The sequence below is a fragment of the Paraburkholderia phenoliruptrix genome (genome assembly GCF_019511605.1).
GTDB lineage: Bacteria > Pseudomonadota > Gammaproteobacteria > Burkholderiales > Burkholderiaceae > Paraburkholderia > Paraburkholderia phenoliruptrix_A.
The window spans coordinates 1-20125 of the sequence record NZ_JAEUAV010000021.1 but is presented as its reverse complement, the minus strand read 5'-3'; the positions used below and the strand labels follow the sequence as shown (position 1 = coordinate 20125).

Annotated in this window: 16 protein-coding genes and 1 pseudogene; 11 read left to right on the top strand and 6 right to left on the bottom strand. The window is 62.1% G+C overall.

What is annotated here, in order from left to right; genetic code table 11:
• Positions 1 to 17: 17 nt before the first annotated feature.
• Entirely contained in the window at positions 18 to 1790 is a 1773-nt protein-coding gene (locus JNB89_RS22835) for a phospholipase D-like domain-containing protein (protein ID WP_220363679.1), read from the bottom strand.
• A 316-nt stretch (positions 1791 to 2106) separates the two neighbouring features.
• Between JNB89_RS22835 and JNB89_RS22830 the strand changes: the two genes are divergently transcribed.
• Genes JNB89_RS22830 through JNB89_RS22815 form a run of 4 tightly spaced genes read left to right on the top strand, consistent with a single transcriptional unit; the run spans position 2107 to position 6231 of the window.
• Positions 2107 to 4497, top strand: a complete 2391-nt coding sequence (locus tag JNB89_RS22830) for a HAMP domain-containing protein (RefSeq protein ID WP_220363678.1) — start codon at positions 2107 to 2109, stop codon at positions 4495 to 4497.
• 55 nt (positions 4498 to 4552) lie between these two features.
• Positions 4553 to 5287: a methyl-accepting chemotaxis protein gene (locus JNB89_RS22825; RefSeq protein WP_220363677.1), complete on the top strand. Its 735-nt coding sequence runs from the start codon at positions 4553 to 4555 to the stop codon at positions 5285 to 5287.
• Positions 5284 to 5826, top strand: a complete 543-nt coding sequence (locus tag JNB89_RS22820) for a hypothetical protein (RefSeq protein ID WP_220363676.1) — start codon at positions 5284 to 5286, stop codon at positions 5824 to 5826. Before JNB89_RS22825 ends, JNB89_RS22820 begins: the two co-directional genes overlap by 4 nt.
• Positions 5827 to 5865: 39 nt before the next feature.
• Positions 5866 to 6231, top strand: coding sequence for a response regulator (locus JNB89_RS22815; protein WP_007178665.1), 366 nt, complete (start codon positions 5866 to 5868; stop codon positions 6229 to 6231).
• A 743-nt stretch (positions 6232 to 6974) separates the two neighbouring features.
• Here JNB89_RS22815 and JNB89_RS22810 read toward each other — a convergent pair.
• Complete coding sequence (locus JNB89_RS22810) at positions 6975 to 7733, bottom strand: SDR family oxidoreductase (protein ID WP_013342162.1); 759 nt, start codon at positions 7731 to 7733, stop codon at positions 6975 to 6977.
• A gap of 81 nt (positions 7734 to 7814) precedes the next feature.
• Positions 7815 to 8777: a GlxA family transcriptional regulator gene (locus JNB89_RS22805; protein WP_220363675.1), complete on the bottom strand. Its 963-nt coding sequence runs from the start codon at positions 8775 to 8777 to the stop codon at positions 7815 to 7817.
• Positions 8778 to 9023: 246 nt separating this feature from the next.
• Between JNB89_RS22805 and JNB89_RS22800 the strand changes: the two genes are divergently transcribed.
• The 5 genes from JNB89_RS22800 to JNB89_RS22780 all read left to right on the top strand — a co-directional run bounded on the left by JNB89_RS22800 (position 9024) and on the right by JNB89_RS22780 (position 14407).
• A complete protein-coding gene (locus JNB89_RS22800; RefSeq protein ID WP_220363674.1) occupies positions 9024 to 9662 on the top strand; it encodes an HD domain-containing protein in 639 nt (212 codons plus the stop codon).
• 72 nt (positions 9663 to 9734) lie between these two features.
• Complete coding sequence (locus JNB89_RS22795) at positions 9735 to 10727, top strand: LysR family transcriptional regulator (protein ID WP_220363673.1); 993 nt, start codon at positions 9735 to 9737, stop codon at positions 10725 to 10727.
• A 119-nt stretch (positions 10728 to 10846) separates the two neighbouring features.
• Complete coding sequence (locus JNB89_RS22790) at positions 10847 to 12040, top strand: CaiB/BaiF CoA transferase family protein (RefSeq protein WP_135890875.1); 1194 nt, start codon at positions 10847 to 10849, stop codon at positions 12038 to 12040.
• On the top strand, positions 12037 to 13008 hold the full coding sequence (locus JNB89_RS22785; protein ID WP_220363672.1) for a hydroxymethylglutaryl-CoA lyase: 972 nt from the start codon (positions 12037 to 12039) through the stop codon (positions 13006 to 13008). Before JNB89_RS22790 ends, JNB89_RS22785 begins: the two co-directional genes overlap by 4 nt.
• A 61-nt stretch (positions 13009 to 13069) precedes the next feature.
• Positions 13070 to 14407, top strand: coding sequence for an MFS transporter (locus JNB89_RS22780; RefSeq protein WP_013342156.1), 1338 nt, complete (start codon positions 13070 to 13072; stop codon positions 14405 to 14407).
• Between the two features lie 194 nt (positions 14408 to 14601).
• Here JNB89_RS22780 and JNB89_RS22775 read toward each other — a convergent pair whose 3' ends face one another.
• The 3 genes from JNB89_RS22775 to JNB89_RS22765 are packed head-to-tail and all read right to left on the bottom strand — an operon-like array spanning position 14602 to position 16046.
• Positions 14602 to 14880, bottom strand: coding sequence for a PAAR domain-containing protein (locus JNB89_RS22775; protein WP_135890872.1), 279 nt, complete (start codon positions 14878 to 14880; stop codon positions 14602 to 14604).
• Positions 14881 to 14929: 49 nt separating this feature from the next.
• Positions 14930 to 15361 (bottom strand): type VI secretion system baseplate subunit TssE, encoded by a 432-nt coding sequence (tssE, locus tag JNB89_RS22770; RefSeq protein WP_135890871.1) that lies wholly within the window; start codon positions 15359 to 15361, stop codon positions 14930 to 14932.
• Positions 15362 to 15368: 7 nt separating this feature from the next.
• Positions 15369 to 16046 carry a DotU family type IV/VI secretion system protein gene (locus JNB89_RS22765; protein ID WP_220363671.1) on the bottom strand — a complete coding sequence of 226 codons (678 nt, stop codon included), beginning with the start codon at positions 16044 to 16046 and terminating at the stop codon, positions 15369 to 15371.
• A 499-nt stretch (positions 16047 to 16545) separates the two neighbouring features.
• On the opposite strand from JNB89_RS22765, the gene JNB89_RS22760 reads away from it, so the two are divergent.
• Together JNB89_RS22760 and JNB89_RS22755 are read left to right on the top strand one after the other, a co-directional pair.
• Positions 16546 to 18873, top strand: coding sequence for a type VI secretion system Vgr family protein (locus JNB89_RS22760; RefSeq protein ID WP_220363670.1), 2328 nt, complete (start codon positions 16546 to 16548; stop codon positions 18871 to 18873).
• Between the two features lie 168 nt (positions 18874 to 19041).
• Positions 19042 to 20125: pseudogene (locus JNB89_RS22755) on the top strand (lytic transglycosylase domain-containing protein); the annotation flags it as partial.

Genomic DNA, 20125 nt, shown 5'->3' with positions numbered 1-20125 from the left:
CCCGTTGTCCCGCTCACTTAATCGCCACCGTGCGCGAGCGCCACGCGCGATTTGGACTCGGGGCTATGCGCGACAAAGTACTTCTTCGACCACGCGCCGTCTGGTGCGAGCTTGAGTGACTGATGTGCGCCGCCGTGCCGCTCGCGTATCGCAAGAGCCCGTGCGCGATAGTGCTCGTAGAGCCGCAAAAATTCCGCGAGATACGTGCCGGCAATGCGGCGGTCGCGGATTTCGAGCAGGTTTTCGTCGTTGAAATGCTCCGAGTTGTTGCTCATATTCGCCGAGCCGGTGTAGACGATCGGATTCGTGCCCTCGGCGTCGATCACGATGAACTTGTGGTGAACGATTACAGGCGCATAGGGCGGCGGATTTTCGCCGGGAAAAAGTCGCAGCTCCGGCTCGAAGCCCGCTGGGACGGTTGCCGGCGAGAAGTATTCCGCGTCGATCACGTCGTGTTTTTCACGGCCCCGGTGGTACAGGTCCATGTTGGCGAGCGCGGTGGTCGTGACGATCTGTCCGTTTTCCTGCGCTTCTTGCGCCGCCTGCGCCGATCTCGGGCTAATGTGGTTGACGAGTCCGAACATCATCAAGTCTCTGTCGCCCGCCGCGAAGCATGCGTCGCGTAACGGTTCGTCGGTCGGCATGAAAAGACAGAACACCACCGAGTGCTTTGCGTGTTTGATCGCATCGACAATCGTATCAATCTGCGTGCGCGAGTTCTTCTGCTCCGGTGAGAAGCACACCCGCACTTTCGCGCTGCCTACTTCGATAGTCTCCGACCAGCCCGGCGCGAGCTTCGCTGTCTCCGCAATGCCCGGATTGCCTGCCAGCGCTTTAGCGCGTTCGCTGTAAACCGAGGCGAGTTGCGGCGAGTCGAACAGATGCAGCACGTTCGCCTGTTCGGTGATGCCCTCGGTCGTGAAGTTTGCCGAGCCGGTCAGCACGCGCGCGGGTGCGAGCTTGCCGTTGCCGTCGTCGGTGACAATGAACTTGTCGTGCATGATGTGCGTCTTGTCGCGCGGCGCGAATGTGGCGACAGCGGCAAGCTGTTCGACGGCGGGCTGGTTAGGCGAAGGCGCGGGCGGCTTACCCCTTTGCGACACCTTGTGAGCGTCGTACACGATTGCGAGCGCCGCCTTGCCCTCTTTCTCGCCGAACGCGGCGAAGGCAGGGATGGCCCATAGCTGATCGGTGAGGTGATACACGGCGGACGCCGCGCGACGCGCGTCCTTCAGCGTCAACGCGAACACCTGCTGCAAATCGTTCGCGAGCCAGGTGCGCAGGCGCAACGCCTGTTCCGCCGACGGCGCCTCGTTCGGCGCAAGATGCAATGCCGCCACCTTGCGCGCGAATGCCTGCGAACTGACCACCGCGCGGTTGAACCACGTACCGATGTGCGCTTCGATATGCGACGGCAACGTCAGCTTGCATTCGCCTTTCTGCGCGTCGAGCAGATGCAGGGCGTCGGGCTTGCCAACCACTGGATACACCAGATACGTGAAGGACTGTTCACGATCCGCTTCGTCGATACGTGCGTCCCACCACATGAACTTCTGGATCGGCGCCTCATTGGTCGGCGCGTCTTTCTGCGTGTCCGGCACGGCGCCTGTAAAGGTCAAGCGGTTCGGCAGCCAGCTGCTTGCCTCGCGTTGCCGTCCGTCCGCAGAAAGAAAACCGGGCGTGCGCTTGATCGCGAAGCCGAGAAAATCGTCGCGTGTTGCGCCTTCGGGCCAATCGAACGCGAGTAGTACGAGTGTCGGAGAAAGATAGCTGCGCACGCTGACGTTCATCGTCTCGCTCCACTTTGCCAGATAAAGATTCCAGTCTGGACGCGCAGTTTGTTGGAATGGTGACAACGCAGAAATTAGCGGCCGTCAATTAACGGCAGCGCTGCCTAAAACTTGAGAAATAAATTCGCGCCTTCAAACATGGGCGGAAAGTCTGTCGTCATCGCTTGGTAACACGTGCGAGCAATACTGCAGCAGTGCTGCAAGCACGATTCAAAAAGCAATTCCACGCGCGAGCCATATCGCACGAAAACATATCGCACGAAAAAACGCGCTGCTCCAACGAGGGCAGACGCGAAGGCCAGAACCCGGGGTTCACATGACTATCCGTCATCGCATCACGCTATTGGTTGTCTTGATGTTCGTCGCCTTGTCGGCGATAGGCGGCTACGCCGTCTACCAAACGCGCGGCAGCGCAGCCGAAGTGCGCAAGGTCACCGAAGGCGTCGTGCCGAGCGCGCTTGCTTCCGCCGACCTCGTTTCGCAGGTCAAGGACGTGCAGATCGCCACCATGACGCTCGTCTACGCGCCCGACGGCGACATGGTCGCGCAGGCGCAGGAAGAACTGAAGAAGAAACGTATCGCGCTGGAACAGGCGCTCGCCTTGCAGGCCAAAGACGCTGCCAGTCACGCGCAAAAGGGCCTTGTTTCGCAGGCCCGTGACAGTCTCGACAACTACTTCTCCGCGATTGCCGAGACGGCGAAAATGAAAGCCGACGGCAAGAACGAACTCGCGCAGGCGTATCTGTTTGCAAACGTCGCGCAGTATCGCGACGAGCTGGAAGGCATTGTCGACACGCTGCGCGTCGAGAAAAACCGCCAGAAAGACGAAGCAATCATCGCGCTCAATGCGACGCTTGCAACCACGACGACGGCAATTGCTGCCGTCACCGGCATCGCGATTCTCCTGCTGACTTCCATTGGCGCATTGCTGTATCGGCAGATTACGCGGCCGCTTAGCCGCATGCAGGCGATGATGAGCGAGATTGCATCGAGCCAGGATTTCACGCGCCGCGTGCCGGTAGGGCGTCTTGACGAAATTGGCCGTTCGATTGTCGCGTTCAACGGCATGATCGAAAAGATCCAGGAAAGCTCGGCGCAACTGAAACAGAAAACCGCCGACATTCAGGCGATGTTGCAGAACATGCAGCAGGGCATTCTGACGGTGATCGACGGTGTCGTGATTCACGCGGAGTACTCGGCGTATCTGGAAGACATTTTCGAAACGAAAGACATTGCCGGCCGCTCACTCATGGATCTCGTGTTCGCGGACACGGATCTCGGCGCCGACGCGCTGTCGCAAGTCGACGCCGCCGCGCATGCGTGCCTCGGCGAAGACTGCATCAACTTCGCTTTCAATCAGCATTTGCTGGTCGGCGAAATTTCGAAGCGCATGGCCGATGGCCGCGTGAAGATTCTCGACCTGAGCTGGTCCGCGATTACCGACGAAAACGATGTGATCGTGCGCCTGATGCTGTGTGTGCGCGACGTGACCGAGTTGCGCAAGCTCGCGGCGGAAGCGAGCGAACAGCGTCGGCGCCTCGACATGATCGGCGAGATTCTCGCCGTCAGCGAAGAGAAGTTTCACCACTTCATTGAAAGCTCGGCGGGCTTCATTAGCGAAAACGAGCGCATCATTCGCAAGCATTCGGAAGCAGATCACGCGGCAATTGCCGAACTGTTCCGCAATATGCACACCATCAAGGGCAATGCGCGCACATATAACCTGCAGCATCTGACGGACGTCGTTCACGAAACGGAGCAGAGCTACCACGAACTTCGCCGCCCGGACGCGGACCGTTCGTGGGATCAGGAGCATCTGATGCAGGAGTTGGCGCGCGTGCGCGAGGCGATCGAAGCTTACGCGCGTATCAACGAACATAGTCTGGGGCGCAAAGGCCAGGCGCGGCGCAACGACGCCGGTAATGCAGGCCGCTATGTGATGGTGGAAAAGGAGCAGATCCAGCGCACGCTGAATCTGCTCGATACGACTGATGCCAACGCGCTGCACGAGTTGCAGGCCCTGCACGGTACCTTGCGCCGCAACCTGCGCGCGCTCGGCAGCGAAAGCATTCGCGACGCGCTCTCGGGCGTGCTCGGTTCGCTGCCCTCGCTTGCGGGCGAGCTGGGCAAGCCGGCGCCGAGTGTGCAGATCGACGACAACGGTTATCGTCTGCGCGGCCACGCCGGTAGTTTGCTTAACAACGTCTTCATGCATTTGCTGCGCAACTCGATGGACCACGGTATTGAATCAGCCGAGGCGCGCAGCGCGCAAGGCAAGGCGCCGCAGGGCACGATTTCCATCGAGGTCGGCGTGGACAGCGGCGTGTTGCAGATCACGCTCAGCGACGACGGCCGCGGCCTCGCGCTCGAGCGCATCCGCGGCATCGCGATTGAGCGCGGCTGGATTGGCCGGGACGACGCTGTGAGCGATGAAGCCATTGCCGACTTCATTTTCCGGCCGGGCTTTTCGACGGCGGAAACAGTGACGGCGGTGTCAGGCCGCGGCGTCGGCATGGATGCCGTGCGCGACTTTCTGAAGCGCGAGAACGGCAGCATTGAACTGCGTTTCACCGACGACCATAAAGGCGCAGCGTTCCGTCAGTTCCAGACCATCGTGTGTCTGCCGGACAGCATGGCCGTCGATACGCTCGGCACCGAAGCACGCGATGAAAACGGCGAACTCCGCACGGACGCAATCGCGCAATGACGCGTTTGAGCGTGGCTTTGCGCCGGTGAATTGCGGCGCTTTTCAAGGAATGGTTGTGATCCAACAGTATTTATTGGCGGCGCTGGCCGGCAGCGCCGCAACGGCGTTGCTCGGCTTTGTCGCGCATCGGCTTCACAGCGCAAGGCTCACGGCGCGGCTGCATGCGCAGGCCGACGCGCGCGTCGATTCGCTCAGGCTGGAGCGCGCGAGTCTCGACGTATCGGCGCAAGAACACAAGCAGGCCGAGCAGGCGCTGCTCGAGCAAAACGAGCAGTTGCGTGCGGAACTGGCGCAGCAATGCGCAAGCGCCGACGAATTGCGTGCGGCGCTCGCAGCCGTCACGCAGAACAAAGCGCAGTGGGCGCAACAGGCGCAGCAACTCGCGAGCGAAGCGGCGCGTCTGAAAGGGCTCGGCGCGGCGTTCGAGCGTTGGCACGAGCAGATGATCTCGCTAATGACGCAGAACCACGACATGCACTCGAAGAACCAGGAACTGTCGTCGATTGTGCGGCATGTGGTGATCGTGTCGCTCAACGCGTCGATAGAGGCGGCGCGGGCGGGCCATGCCGGCCGTGGCTTTGCCGTGGTGGCGAGCGAGGTGCGTTCGCTCGCCGCGCGCTCCGAGGAGTTGTCGAAGAGCTATCGCGACAGTTTGCATCGCAACGACCTGACCACGACGTCTACGTTTCAGGACATTCAGGCGGGCGGCAAGATGATTGCGGCTTCGCTTGCGAGCGTCGAGTCGATGGCCCAGCAATTTCACGCGAAGCTCGACGAGGTACCCGCGTGATCTCGGCGCATGCAAAAGACAGCTTTGAACGCATTTTCCGCAAGGCCGCGCAGGCGCGCCTGCCTTCCGATCCGGACGACTCGTGCGAGATCGTGACAGCCTCGCAAGCCGATGAGGCCACGGCGCTTGGCAGCCAGGTGGTCGTGCTGACCATCTCGTCCATCGTATTCAGGGTTCTGCTGATTCTCCATTTCGACGAAGACGACAGCACGCGGCGCTACTACCTGAGGGACGAAGCCGACGAACGGCCCTTTCAGGAAGCTTTCCTTGAAATCTGCAACCTGTGCTGCGGGGCGATAAACCAGGAACTGCTGCGCTATTTCCCGGACCTCGGCATGTCGACGCCTTATGTGCTGAGCGCGCGTTGTCTGCCGCATCTGCGTGAATTGAAGCCTGCGCTGCTTTCGTCGTACTCGGTGACGCTTGGCGGCACCGCCCGCCTGGGCGCCACTCTTTGCGTTTGCGCGTATGCGCCGGTCGACTTTATCGCCGACATGAGCGCCGTCGAGGAAACCAGCGGTGAGCTGGAGTTGTTTTGAGCGTTTGGTCGTTTGATAGTTTGTAGTGAAGGAAACGATATGTCGAAAATTCTGGTGGTGGATGACTCGAGCACGGTACGCGACGAAGTGGCCGGCTTTCTGAAGAAGAACGGCCTCGACGTGGACACGGCAGTAGACGGCAAGGACGGTCTCGCGAAACTGAAGGCGAGCCCTGGCATCAAGCTCGTGATCAGCGACGTCAACATGCCCAACATGGACGGCCTGACGATGGTCGAAAAGATTCGCGGCGAACTCGCGAACAAGACCGTCAACGTCATCATGCTGACGACGGAAAGCAGCCCGGCAATGAAAGAGCGCGGCAAGGCGGCGGGGGTCAAGGGCTGGATCGTGAAGCCGTTCAAAGGCGACGCGGTGCTCGAGACGTTTCGCAAGCTCGCGAGCTGAGACGCGGACACGCTCGCTAAAGGTGAGCGTTTTCGGGAGTGCTTCGGCGCGGTGGGGCGAGCGCCGGACCCGCTGCGTTGTTGCCGCCGGAATGCGCGGAATCCGTTAGAGGTCCGCCCGGCTTGGCGGCGAAAGCACGAACCGTTGGCTCGTGTTCAGCACCGAAGGTGAGAAGATTCGGGAACCTTTGGGCCCGCTGCGCGATCCGTGAGCCACTCTACGACGTGCGGCTCACCGTTAATCTGAGTCGCGAAACCTGGACGCCTGAAAAACCAGGTTGCGCACAAGTCGTTTTGCATCGACACCACGCGTCAACTGCTTACCTGGGTATCCAGATTATTCGCGCGTATTCAAAGGTGAGAGTTTTCGGGAATGGTCAGCTATGCGTCTACCGCTCCCCGTCCAGCATGGCTTTGCGGCATGTCCGCAGCCGCCAAAGGTGAGGGTTTTCGGGAGCCATGAAGCCGCGGGTTGCGGTGATCGCCAACCGCCGCGTGGTCAAAGGTGAGGATTTTCGGGAGCGGGCGGTGCGGCATGTGCGTGCCGGGACACCCCCGGCACAATACGCCGAATAGACAAAAAATCTCCGCAAAAACGCGGCAGAACTGCTGCCGGATCGCTGCAAAAACACCGCGATTCCTAACGTGCGCCGTTCCGACAGTAGACAAATCATTGCCGCGTGCGCTTAAAGGTGAGACTTTTCGGGATCCACGATAGATGCAGTCGGACGCCTTACACCGGCCTCACACCGGCTTCGCAATCTCGCGAATATCGGCCACCGGCGCCTCGCCGAATGCATCGCTAAATGCGTATTCAAGCAATTGCGCGGCGGATTGTTCGGGCGTGGCAAGCTGACCATTGCGCTTGAGGTCTTCGAATTTATCGCGCAGCGGAAACTGCTCGACGCCCGTGCCGCGAATCTGCGCCTGCATGTTCGTGTCGATGACACCGGGCGCGAGGCTGCAAATGCGCAGCGCGCGGGTAGCATCCAGCGCGACGGCGCGCGCGTGATGATCCAGCGCCGCCTTGGTCGCGCAGTAAACGCTCCAGCCGGCATACGCATTGCGCGCCGCGCCGCTCGAAATGTGCATGATGCGCCGGTCGCTCACGTCCGGGCTCGCGGCGGCGAGCGCGCCGGCAAGCATGAGCGGCGTGGCCACGTTCAGGCTCACCGCGGTCGCAATGGCCGTCGCGTCCTGTCCTTCGATTGGACCAATCGGTTGCACCATGCCCGCGTTGTTGATCAGGAGGACGGTGCGCGCGCCGCTCACGAATGCCCGCAACGCATCTGTTTGCAGCCACTGCGCAACGCGCGCCGTCTCGGCCAGTTCGAGTTCGACTTCTTCGAGCAGTGCGGGAAAGCGCTGTTTGAGCGACGCATGGCGCGAGCGTGACAGACCGAGCACGGCGACATTGCGGGCCAGCAGTTGCTCGGCGAGCGCCGCGCCCAGGCCGCGCGTGTGGCCGGTGACGATGGCGCGAATCGGAGAAGAGGGGTTCATGTCGGTCCTTATATTTGGCTGATGCAGGCCGATATCTTCTCACGCATGTTTCAGACGCGCAGCGGTGCGGCCCGCGTGCTCTCAGGCGGCGCGAAAGCGTTCGCGGTACTGCATTGGCGTGACGCCGATTCTCTTCACGAAGACAATGCGCATGCGGTCGGCCGTGCCGAAACCGCAATCGTAGGCAATGGCCTTGAGCGCGGCGGCGCTGCTTTCGAGCAACTGGCGCGCCGCGTCAACCCGCGCTCGCTCGACGAATTCATGCGGCGTCACGCCGGTTTCCTGCACGAACACGCGCGCGAAGTGGCGTGCGCTCATACCGGCGACATCGGCGAGTTGCCTGACGGTAAAGCTTTCGTCGATGTGCTGCATCACGTGCGCCTGCACCTTCGCAACCGGCGACGTGTCGTCGGCCGGCGCCGTGAGGTACGGGCTAAATTGCGATTGCCCGCCCTGGCGCTGCGCAAACACGACGAGGCGTTTTGCCACCGCGAGAGCGATATTCGCCCCGTGATCTTCGGCGACTAGGGCAAGCGAAAGGTCGATGCCCGCAGTCACGCCCGCTGAGGTGACCAGTTGTCCGTCGCGCAGATAGATGCGGTCATAGTCGACGCGCGCCTTGGGAAACTGCGCAGCAAGTTGCGCCGCGTGCTGCCAATGTGTGGTGACGTTGCGCTCATCCAGCAAACCGGCGTGGCCGAGCGCGAAGGCGCCCGTACAGATGGAGCCGTAACGGCCGCATTGCGGTGCGACGTTCGTCAGCCAGTCGAGCAACGGCGCTGCGGGCGGCTCGCCTTCGGGCAACGCCGGGCCGCCTGCGACCAACGCCAGGTCAAACGGCTCGTGAGCCCGCTCGAAAGCGGCATCCGCGATCAGCGTCATGCCGTTGGACGCACGCAGCGGCGCCTGAGTCGCACTCAGCAGCGTGACCGTGTAACGCGCGTCAGGCGCGATAAAGCGGTTCGCTTCGGAGAACACGTCGACGGGGCCGGCGACGTCGAGCGCCTGCACGCCAGGAAAGATCGCGATTGCGACGGTGGGCATCGAATGGTTCCTTCTCTTCAAAGGCGAGCGCGTGGGGCACGGCAGTCAACGCGGTGCGATTGGCAGTGTTCGACGGCTTCACGCGATTGTCGCGCAAAGCGTGTTGACCAATACTGGACTTCAGCGGACGCACCGCATCGACGGTAAAAGCCATGCGGCAAACGCGGTGGTCCAGCATAGCAAACGTGCTGGCACGCGGCGCGGCGAGCGCGTTCCCTTCATTCACGCATTCAGGGACTCAGGCAAATGACGACGATTGCAGGCATTCATATTCCCGACAGCATGATGGCGCGCGAAGCCACCGAACTCGTGCGCGATACCGAAACCGATCTGCTGTATCACCATTCGCGGCGCGTGTTCCTGTTCGGCGCGCTGGCCGGCGAGCGCAAGCAACTCAAATACGACGCGGAGCTGCTGTATATCGGCGCAATGTTCCATGACATGGGGCTGGTTGCGCCGTACAGCACGGACCATGAGCGCTTCGAGGTGGACGGCGCCAACGCGGCCCGCGACTTCCTGCGGCGTCATGGTATCGGCGAAGACGACATCGAACAGGTATGGACCGCGATTGCATTGCACACCACGCCGGGCATTCCGCAGCATATGAAGCCGGTGGTCGCGCTGGTCACGGCGGGCGTGGAAATGGACGTGCTAGGCATTGCCTACGACGAATTCACCGAAGAGCAGCGTCACGCGGTCACGCACGCGCATGCACGCGGCACGCACTTCAAGGAAGGCATTATCGACGCCTTCACGCAGGGCATCATCCACAAGCCGCACACCACGTTCGGCAACGTAAAGGCCGATGTGCTGGAACTGAAGGATCCGCATTACCATCGGCAGAATTTCTGCACGATGATTCTCGGCTCCTCCTGGAAGGAATGACGCAAGCGTAGCGAGCCCCGCGCGGCGCCATATGGGATGATGAGCGATTGAACGAACTTCCCGCGCCGCGCCATGGTGATCAAAAACCTTCTGCGAAAGCTCGACCTGACCACGCTTCAACTGTTCCTCGCCGTCTATGAGGAGGGCACGCTCACACGTGCCGCGGAGCGCGAGGCCATTGCCGTATCCGCGGCGAGCAAGCGCCTGCTCGAACTGGAACAGGCGGTGGGCGCCACGCTCTTTCAGCGCAACGCGCGCGGCATGACCCTCACGCCGGCGGGCGAAACGCTGCTGCATCACGCACGGCGGGTACTGCGCGACATCGAGAACATCGGCATCGAGCTGGCTGGGCATGCGAGCGGCGTGCGCGGCTACGTGCGGATGATGGCGAACCTGTCCGCCATTGTCGAATTTCTGCCCGAAGACTTGCGTGCGTTCCAGTTGCTGCATGAGCGCGTGAAGCTCGACCTCGAAGAGCGGCCGAGCGGCGGCGTGGTGGAAGCCGTGGACGACAGCCTCGCCGATCTCGGCATCTGTTCCGCCGACGCCGACACGCGCGACTTGCATGTCGAGCACTATCGGCACGATTCGCTGGTGCTCGTGATGCGCGACGATCATCCGCTCGCCGCACGCAGCAGCGTAGCTTTTGCCGAAACGCTCGACGGCGACCACGTTGGCCTGCATGCCGCGAGTTCGATCAACGCCCGGACGCACATCGCCGCGCGTCAGGCGGGCAAGTCATTGCGGCTGCGCATTCACGTGCCGGGCTTCGACGCCGTGTGCCGGATGGTGCAGGCGGGCATGGGCGTCGGCGTGTTGCCGCAAAAGGTCTATGAGCTGATGGGGCGTCCGCTGGGGCTGGTCGGCGCGCCCCTCGAAGACGACTGGTCGCACCGCAGCCTCGTGCTGGCGGTGCGCGACGTGCAGGCGCTCTCGCCCGTCAGCCGTCTGCTGTTCGATCATTTGCGCTCGATCGAAGCGTCGCAAGCCGCACAAACCGCGCAAACCGCACAAGCCGCACAAGCCGCACAAGCCGCACAAGCCGCACAACGCCCGGCGCCCTGAACCCGCGCCGCGCCTGAGCGTTCGCCGTTCGCGAACGGTCGTTGGCGAATTGCGGTTGGACGCCTCCGCCAGATGGCTGCAAGCTGTCTTGCAACAGAAAACTGCTTTGGAGACAGCACATGGGTGGACCCCTTCAGGGTATCCGCGTCGTCGAGATCGGTACACTCATCGCCGCGCCGTTTGCCGCGCGTCTGATGGCCGAGTTCGGGGCAGACGTCGTCAAGATCGAAGCGCCGCAAACCGGCGACCCGCTGCGCAAATGGCGCAAACTGCATGAGGGCACCTCGCTCTGGTGGTACTTGCAGTCGCGCAACAAGAAGTCGGTTTGCGTGAATCTCAAGTCGCCGGATGGTGTGGAAATCGTCAAGCGGCTGGCCGCCGAGGCCGACGTCGTGATCGAAAACCTGCGTCCCGGTGCGCTCGAGAAGCTTGGCATAGGCTGGGACGTGCTGCACGCAATCAACCCCAAGTTGACGATGGTGCGCATTTCCGGCTATGGGCAGTCGGGCCCGTATCGCGACCGTCCGGGGTTTGGCGCCATCGGCGAAGCCATGGGCGGGATTCGCTACACGACCGGCGAAGTGGACGGTGCGCCGGCGCGCGTGGGCGTGAGCCTTGGCGACTCGCTTGCGTCGCTGCACGGCGTGATCGGCGCGTTGATGTCCTTGCTGCGCGTGAAGACCGGGCAGGGCGAGGGGCAGGTGGTGGACGTGTCGCTTGTAGAAAGCGTCTTCAATCTGATGGAAAGCCTCGTGCCGGAATACGACCTGCTCGGCCATGTGCGCGAGCGCAGCGGCGGCGCGCTGCCGGGCATCGCACCGTCCAATACCTATCCCACCGAAGACAACGGCTACGTGGTGATTGCCGGCAACAGCGATCCGATTTTCCGGCGCCTGATGCAAGTGATAGGCCGCCCCGATCTCGCCGACGATCCCGCGCTCGCGCACAACGACGGCCGCGCCCAGCACTGCGCGATGCTCGACGACGCCATCGCCGCATGGACCTCGCACCATTGCACGGACGACGTGCTCGCCGCGCTCGAACGCGCCGAAGTGCCGGCGGGGCGCATCTATTCGGTCGCCGACATTGTGGCCGATCCGCACTATCAGGCACGCGACATGTTGTTGCAGGCGCAACTACCGGGCGGGGCCTCGGTGAAGATGCCAGGCATCGTGCCGAAGCTGTCGGACACGCCGGGCGAAGTGCGCTGGCAAGGACCTGCGCTTGGCGAACATACCGGCAGCGTGCTGAGCGAACTCGGCTTTGCGAGTGAAGAAATCGAGCGGCTGCGCCGCGAAGGAGCCGTGCAATGACAGACGCGAGAACCCCGCCACTGACGGACCCAGTGCAAGCCGCCGACAAACTGATCGTCCAGGAAGTTGCGCCGCGCGACGGCTTGCAGATCGAGCCGACGTGGGTAGAGACCGCGGACAAGATCGCATTGATCAACGGCCTTTCCGAGGCCGGCTTCACACGCATCGAAGCGGGCTCGTTCGTGTCGCCGAAAGCCATTCCTGCGTTGCGCGACGGCGAAGCCGTGTTCGCGCAGATCGAGCGGCGCGCGGGCGTAATCTACGTGGCGCTGGTGCCCAATCTGAAGGGTGCGGAACGCGCGCTCGCCGCGAAGGCTGATGAGCTGAACCTCGTGATGTCGGCGAGTCAGACGCATAACCGCGCGAATATGCGCATGAGTTGCGAGTCGTCGCTCGCGGCGTTTGGCGACATCGTGCGTCACGTGAAGGACACTGGCGTGCGGTTGAACGCAACGGTCGCAACGGCATTCGGCTGCCCGTTCGAAGGCGTAATCGACGAGGATCGCGTGGTCGGCATTGTCGATACTTATCGCGAGATGGGCATTAAAGGCATTACGCTTGCCGATACAACCGGCATGGCCAATCCTCGCCAGGTGGCGCGGCTCGTCAAACGGGTGCTGCAACGCGTGCCGCCTTCCGCGCTCACGCTGCACTTTCACAATACCCGCGGGCTCGGACTTGCCAATGTGCTGGCCGCGTACGAAGCCGGCGCGCGGCGCTTCGACGCCGCGTTGGGCGGCCTCGGCGGTTGCCCGTTTGCACCGGGTGCGTCCGGCAACATCTGCACAGAGGACCTCGTGAACCTGTGCAACGAAATGGGCATTCCCACCGGGATAGACCTGGTGAAGCTGCTCGCGCTGTCGCGAGCACTGCCGGAGTTGCTCGGCCACGACGTACCGGGGCAAGTCGCGAAGGCAGGACGCAATAGCGACCTGCATCCCGTGCCCGACTACGTGCTGCATATCTGATTTTTGCTGATCCACTAAACGACCGGACGGCAGGGCCCGAATCCGGCATTGGAGACGAAACATGAGTGACCTTGGCGCAATCGCAACCGGCGAGCGTGGACAGAGCGCGGACGGCGCGGCGGCCATCATCCGCAAAGTGGCATGGCGGCTGATGCCGCTCATCATGATCTGCTATCTGTTTGCGTTTTTCGACCGCATCAATATCAGCTTCGCGAAGTTCCAGTTGCAAAGCGATCTTGGGCTGTCCGATACGGCGTATGGTCTCGGCGCGAGTCTGTTCGTGATCGGCTACGTATTGTTCGAAGTGCCAAGCAATCTTTTCCTCTACAAGGTGGGAGCACGTCGCTGGATCGCGCGCATCATGATTTCATGGGGACTCGCGACTGCGGCGATGGTGTTCGTCAGCAACGAGTGGCAGTTTTACGGACTGCGGTTTTTGATTGGCGCAATGGAGGCGGGCTTTGCGCCGGGCGTGCTGTACTACCTCACGCTGTGGTTTCCGCCGAGCTACCGCGGACGCATCACGTCCATGCTGTTTCTTGCGTCGGCGTTTTCCGGGCTGGTGGGCGCGCCGCTAGCGGGGCTTGTCATCGGCCATATGAACGGCGTGCTCGGCATGCCCGGATGGCACTGGCTGTTCCTGCTCGGCGGCCTGCCGTGCATACTGCTGGGTTATCTGGTGCTGAAGCTGCTGAAAGACCGCATTGACGATGCGAACTGGCTCTCGCCCGTGGAGAAGTCGTTTCTCGCTGAGCAGATTGCGCAGCAGAGTCATCATCCGCAGACCGGGCATTCGTTTTTGGGTGCTATCCGCACGCCGGGTTTCCTGACGCTTGGGCTTGTCTATTTTCTGATTCAGATCGCGTCGTACGGGTTGAATTTTTGGGCGCCGCATCTGATTCGCGTGGCCGGTACGCACAATCCGACGCTGATCGGGCTGTTGACCGCGGTGCCGTATGTGTGTGGCGCGATCTGCATGGTGGTGGTGGGTCGCTTGTCCGACGCCAACGGCGAGCGGCGCAAGTTCGTGGTTGGTTTGCTGTTGATGTCGGCGCTCGGATTTTTCGCGGCGGGTTTCTTCGACAAGCAGACCGGTTTCCTGATCGTAGCGCTGGCCGTAATGGGTGCGGGCGTGGTCGCGTCGATTCCGGCGTTCTGGGCACTGCCGCCGAAGCTGGTGACGGGCGCCGGCGCGGCGGGCGGCATCGCGCTGATCAACACGTTGGGTCAGCTCGGCGGGATTGTCAGTCCGATCATGGTGGGCCGCGTGCGGGATCTGACTGGCAGCACTACGCCAGCGCTGTATGTGATCGGCTCGCTGAGCGTCGTTTGCGCGGCGATTGTGTTGTGGGGGTTGCCGGAGTCGTTGAGGAGAAGAGATGTGGGGCGGGTGCGGTGAGGGGTCAGTGCGGTCGGCTCGGGCCTTCCTTCTTCTGAGTGCTTGCGTGAGGTGAGTGATATTGCTGTCGTGAATGCGGATAAACGTACGCCCGCATTCACGAAAGAGGCCCGTTGCCGCGGTGAGCATGTGCCACGTTTGTTATTGGCCTCTCCTGGCAAAGGCCCATTCCGCCGGCAAAAGCCGAGTCACGGTCAACCGTCGTAGTACTCGGAGCGGGCGATCACGCGATTGACGCCGCGCGGGCACTGGCATGCGACGATATCGTTGTCTTTCACCGCGGCAGTGGCGCCGGTCAACCCCCAGCCTTGCGCGGTGCCGAGCATCGGGCCGGGATGCCCGCAGCGTCCGCACGACGCGAGTCCTCCGTCCTTCGCGAGTGCGCCGTTCTCGTCCGCAAAATTCTCGTCGCCCTCGAGTACCTGGCCGCCGGTGGTCGTCCGGTTCCCTTTGATTGCCAGCATCGTTGCCATTCCAGTTCTCCTTGTTGGGTTCGATCGTGTTGATCCGCTCTGCCGCGCATCAATACCGGTCAAGCGCCGCCTGCAGCATCTTCAGTCGGGTCTTGCCGTCTGGTGTGAACACTGTGTCGAACCGCACGAGCCCTTCCTTATGCAGATGACACGCCATGGTGAAGCTGACCATCATGCCCGGCTCCGCGCTGTGCACCTCGATGTCGATCGCCTTGAGTCGAGGCTCGTACTTGAGCAACGTGGATTCGATCGCATTGCGCAGCCGGAATGTCGATGAGGGCAGGTGCCGGTAGATTTCGGACAGATCGTCCAGCCCGAAGTCCGGCAGATGCGCGAGCGAGCGCCGCCGGCTGTTCAGGATTCGCTCGATGTTGTCCCGTACCGAAAGGAAGGTTTGTTCCTCCGGTGTGAAGTCGCTGATTGCAGAGCCGTCGGCAAAATGCCCGGTGATCCGCTCGAAAAGTCCTGGTCCGATTCGCATGGGTGCCTCAGTGCGCCATACCGGCAATGGATGACTGCAGCCAGCGGTCGATGGCGAACCAGACCAGTCCGGCTGCAAAGCCGGCAACGGCGACCCAGGCGACAGGAGGCAGCGGCGGCAGCCGCCAGGGGGAGGGGTTGATTACGAGGGGCGCGGATTGATGCCCCACGCTGCTGTCTGTGCTGGTCCCACCGGCACGCGCAATGCAGTCGTCAATCGAATGAATGAGCTTCTCGCGCGCTGCGCTGTCGTTCATGGCGTAGCGACCCCTGAACCCCAGTCTCAGCACAGCGGCAAAGATTTTTAGCAGAGGCTGTACAGGGTTGTCCTCACTCAGGCGCCGATCGATCCGTCTTAACAACTCTTCGCCCGCGTCGTTGCGGCCGAACACGCGCACCTGGAGTGGCTCGCGCTCCCACGAATCGCGCGCCGCTCCAGTAAGCCCGTTCAGAGCTGCTTCATCGAGCAGCGCGCATTGCGCATAAAGGGCGTCGTCAATTACGTCGACTGCAAGACCGCGCCGCTGCAACTGGTCGCGCAGCGCGGCGACCTGGGCATTCGAGTCTTCGAACACCACTTCCGGCGCTGGCGGGTTGCCGCTGCGCAGCGCAACGACAGTACTTGCCGTGTCGCGTAGTGCAAGGGGAAGCAGATCTGAGATCTGTTGTGCGGGGGAGGGTTTCATCGTAGGCGTTCGACACCGATTGTCTGCATGTCTGCTGCGGCGTTACCGGCCACCTGTGCAGTGGAGATCTGCTCGCTCAGCGGCTGCCGCTCGAAGTGCTGCGGTATCGTGAAAGCGCCACGTGCCGGCAGAGATAGTGTGAGGTTCATCGTTGATAACGTTGCTGATTCAGATCGGTCGACTGCGGGACTGGACGCTGCGCGAGCTTCCAGAGAATCGCCATACCCTTGCTACAAAAGTGTTACGGAGTCCTTTTCGCATCGCTCAGTATCTGGTCTTTTCCGCTGCTGCTGAGCAGCAGATGTTTAGCATGCAATCCCTCTCAAAAACAGCTTTGAAAGTAGTCAGTTGTCACAGAGTGGTCAAAAGCAACAAGCGTTGGCTTCTCACGTGCGCAATGCTTCACTGGCCCAATAAAGGCGCGTAACGTATTCCCCCCAGATGCCCTATCCGTTATCAGCTCCGAAGCAGTACTGACCAGGTGAGGAATTTGCAAAAGATGGCCAGCCCGTATGACGAAGCGAGGAAGTTTGTATCCAGTGTGACGTCCATACCTGGACGCCAGGCGTATTTCCTGGACGTGCCGGGCACGGACAGCGCGGCGCAGCTCTCGGTCGTGTCGTTCGAGGCTTCCGAAGAACTGGGTGAGCCGAACGTCGTACGCGTCGTGGTGACCCATCCGGGGCAGCTGGTGCGTGCCGATTACCTGAGCCGCGACGCGGTGTTCCGGATCGTGCCGGACGATGCATTGCCGAGGCAATTCTCAGGCTACATCGAGCAGTTCTCGACCATCCAGACGAGCCGCGATTGCACGCGCTACGAGATTGTCATCAAGTCGCATTTCGGACGGCTTGCGGCCACCACCAACACCCAGATCTACCAGCACCAGACCACGCCCGCGATCATTGCGGCCGTGCTGCGGCGCCACGGCCTGAGGGAGCACCAGTTCTCGTTCCGGCTGAGGCGGCAGTACCCCAAGCATCTGTTCCGCTTCCAGTACAGGATCGACGACCTCGCGTACGTGCAGATGCTCATGCAGAAGGCGGGCATCTACTGCTATATCGTGGAAACCGAATTCGGCGATATGGTGGTGTTTTGCGACGATATCGATCACTACCTCTACGATCCGCAACTGGTCGTGCCGTATCGGGAAACAGCGGGCCTCGAAGCGGGCGGCGTGGAAGCGCTCACGTCACTCAGGACCCACACCGTAACGGTGCCGGCATCGTTCGTGGTCGCGGACTACAACCCGGAAAGCGCCTGGGAGAGATTCCGGGACGACGCGAACGTCGCCCCGCAGGACCCGACCACATATGGTCAGCCGTACATCTACGGGACTCACCATCTGGACCAGCAGGGCGCCCGGTGGGAGGCGCAGTTGCGCCACGAAGCCGCAATCGCCCGGCAGGTCGTGTACGAAGGCGCGGGCAACGTATTGCAGCTGCAGTGTGCACGCGTGCTCGAGACGGACCTCGCGCTGCCGGACGCGCCGAAAGGGCAGGTGGTGATCGGCATCAAGCACAGCGGCGCACGCGATCAGGCCTACAGGAACAGCTACCGGGCGATTCCCGCGGATCGGCGCTTCCGCCTTGAGATCAGACCGGACACGTGGCCGAAAATCGCGGGCACGCTCAGCGCGCGCATTTGCAGTCCTGACAGATACACCTATGGCTACCTGAATTCGGTCGGGTACTACGTGGTCCGCTTCGACGTGGACTTTGCCGAGTGGCCCAAGGGTGGCGAAAGTGTGCCGCTGCGCCTGGCAAAACCGTTTGCGGGCAAACTGCAGACGGGCATGCACTTCGTCGCCCTGGATAACGACGAGGCAGTCATTTCATTCCGCGACGGGGATCCGGACAAGCCTGAAATTACAGCGTTTCACCACCACAGCCAGGCGCGTGATCTGGTCACGAGCGACCGCCGCTGGCTGTCACGCAATGTGATCCGCACGCAGAGCAACAACAAGCTGCGCATGGAGGACTGGGCCGGCCAGGAAGGCATCAAGCTCAGCACCGAGCACTCGGGCAAGTCACAGCTGAATCTCGGCTATCTGGTGAACCACAAGCTGGAGTATCGCGGCGAGGGCTATGAGCTCAGGACGTCGGGCTACGGGGTCGAGCGTGCAGGCAAGGGGCTGCATCTGACCACGTACGACCGGCCGGGCGCGAGCGGCAGACAGCTCGACATGCAGGAGACCGTGGCGCAGCTCGAAAGTGCGCTGGCCACGGCAAAGGCACTGGCAGCGTCTGCCAGCGCGGCGAAGGCGGAGCCGGCCGACACGGATGCGCAACAGCAGATGAAGGATGACCTGGAGGGCCTGAAGAAGCCTGGACTGCTCATGAGTACGCCGGCTTCGGCGGCAATAGTTGCAGGGCAGGGCCTGCAGTTCGCCGCCTCGGGGGACGTTTCGGCGGTTGCGGGGAAGAACGCCGACTGGAGCGTGCTCAAACGCTTCACGGTCGCCGCGGGCGAGAAGATCTCGCTGTTTGCCCAGAAGCTCGGCATCAGGATATTTGCAGCGAAAGGCCCTGTCGAGATTCAGGCTCAGAGCGATGCGATGTCGCTGTTTGCAGACCAGGATGTGTCGGTGGCGAGTGTGAACGGAAAGGTCACGATTGCGGCTGCGAAGGAACTGACTCTCGAATGCGGCGGCGCATTTATCCAGCTTAAAGACGGGAACATCACGCTCGGCGGTCCTGCTGATCTGTTCTTCAAGGTGATCACGATCCAGAAGAAGGGGGCGGCGTCGATGCGAACGTCCTCAAAGCTGCCCGCGCCTAACGACCTCGCCGACGTAGTCGGACATAGCTCAAGGTTCTCCGGCTAACCTCACTCCATCTGCAACATGGCCTCACCACAAAATCCTCCGACAACTGGGCAGAGCACTTCTGCTGCACCCCAGCCTGCGCCGTCACTGAACTGGCAGTATCCGTTCCCCGCAAAGGACGCCAGAGCAGGCGCAGATCCGCAGACCTTTTACGGCGCGTTGGGCGCCATGAGCGACGGATTCTTTCCGCTCGGTGTGAATGGCTTTCCGCATGGCGGCGTTCACTTTGGCAGCGCCTCCGCGTCGCGTCTGGACCAGTCGAGAGGTGTGCAGGTGATCGCGGATGGTGAAATCGTCGCATACCGGATTGACGATACTTACCCTCATCTGCACTACACGCAGACGCGCCGCTGGGCCTGGTATTCGACGGGTTTCGTACTGGTCCGGCACAGGATGACCATGCCGCGCGCGCCAGGCAGTACGGCCGCCCAGCCAGCCGACGAGACGCTGACCTTCTTCAGCCTGTACATGCACATGGCTGACTGGAGTACCTACCTGCTGGACGGAAAGCTCGCGCGGCCAGGCTGGTGGCCAGGCGTGGACGCATTCCGGATCGGCAGCAAAGATACACAGACTGGAGGCGGCGGAAAGGGTGCGTTCGTCTACACCGCTCCGAAGCCCGGCAAGAAGAACAAGTTCACTCCAGGGCAGCACGTGGCCTTCCTGCCGGAAGGCAGCGAGGTCGCAATTGGCGAAACACGCGGGCCATGGGGACATATCAGGCAGATCACCTCGGGAACAATGATCGCTGCCAGAGCCGGGGATTACTTCGGCTGGGAAGACGGGCCGCAGGCGCCGTGGCAGTTGCCGGACGGCGTCAGTGAGGAGGCAACGCCAGGCGAAGCTCCTATGCCCGGCCTCGCCACGCAGGCCGGAACGGCACGCACGGCGGAAGGAGACTGGGGCTGGATATACCTGCACGACCAGCAGGCCGTGAAAGAGCCCACAGGCGTGGGCACGGTGATGACCCATCCGCAGTTCGAGCCGATTCCGGTGAAGGCCGGTACGCTGCTGGGCCAGCCAGGCGAATATGTCGACTACGAAACGTCGACGCCCCTTCCGCCTTCGCCGAGCCGACAGCTGGTACATGTCGACGTTTTCGCCGATGAAACGCTCAAAAACTTTATCGACAGGAGCCGCGCGCGTGCCGCACAGCTGCCTGCTGCGGACCGGACCATCTTTGTTATCCCGGCCGGAATCAAGCTTGTGGCGAAACCGGCCGACCCGGATCTCACTCTCGGCGGCACCGTGC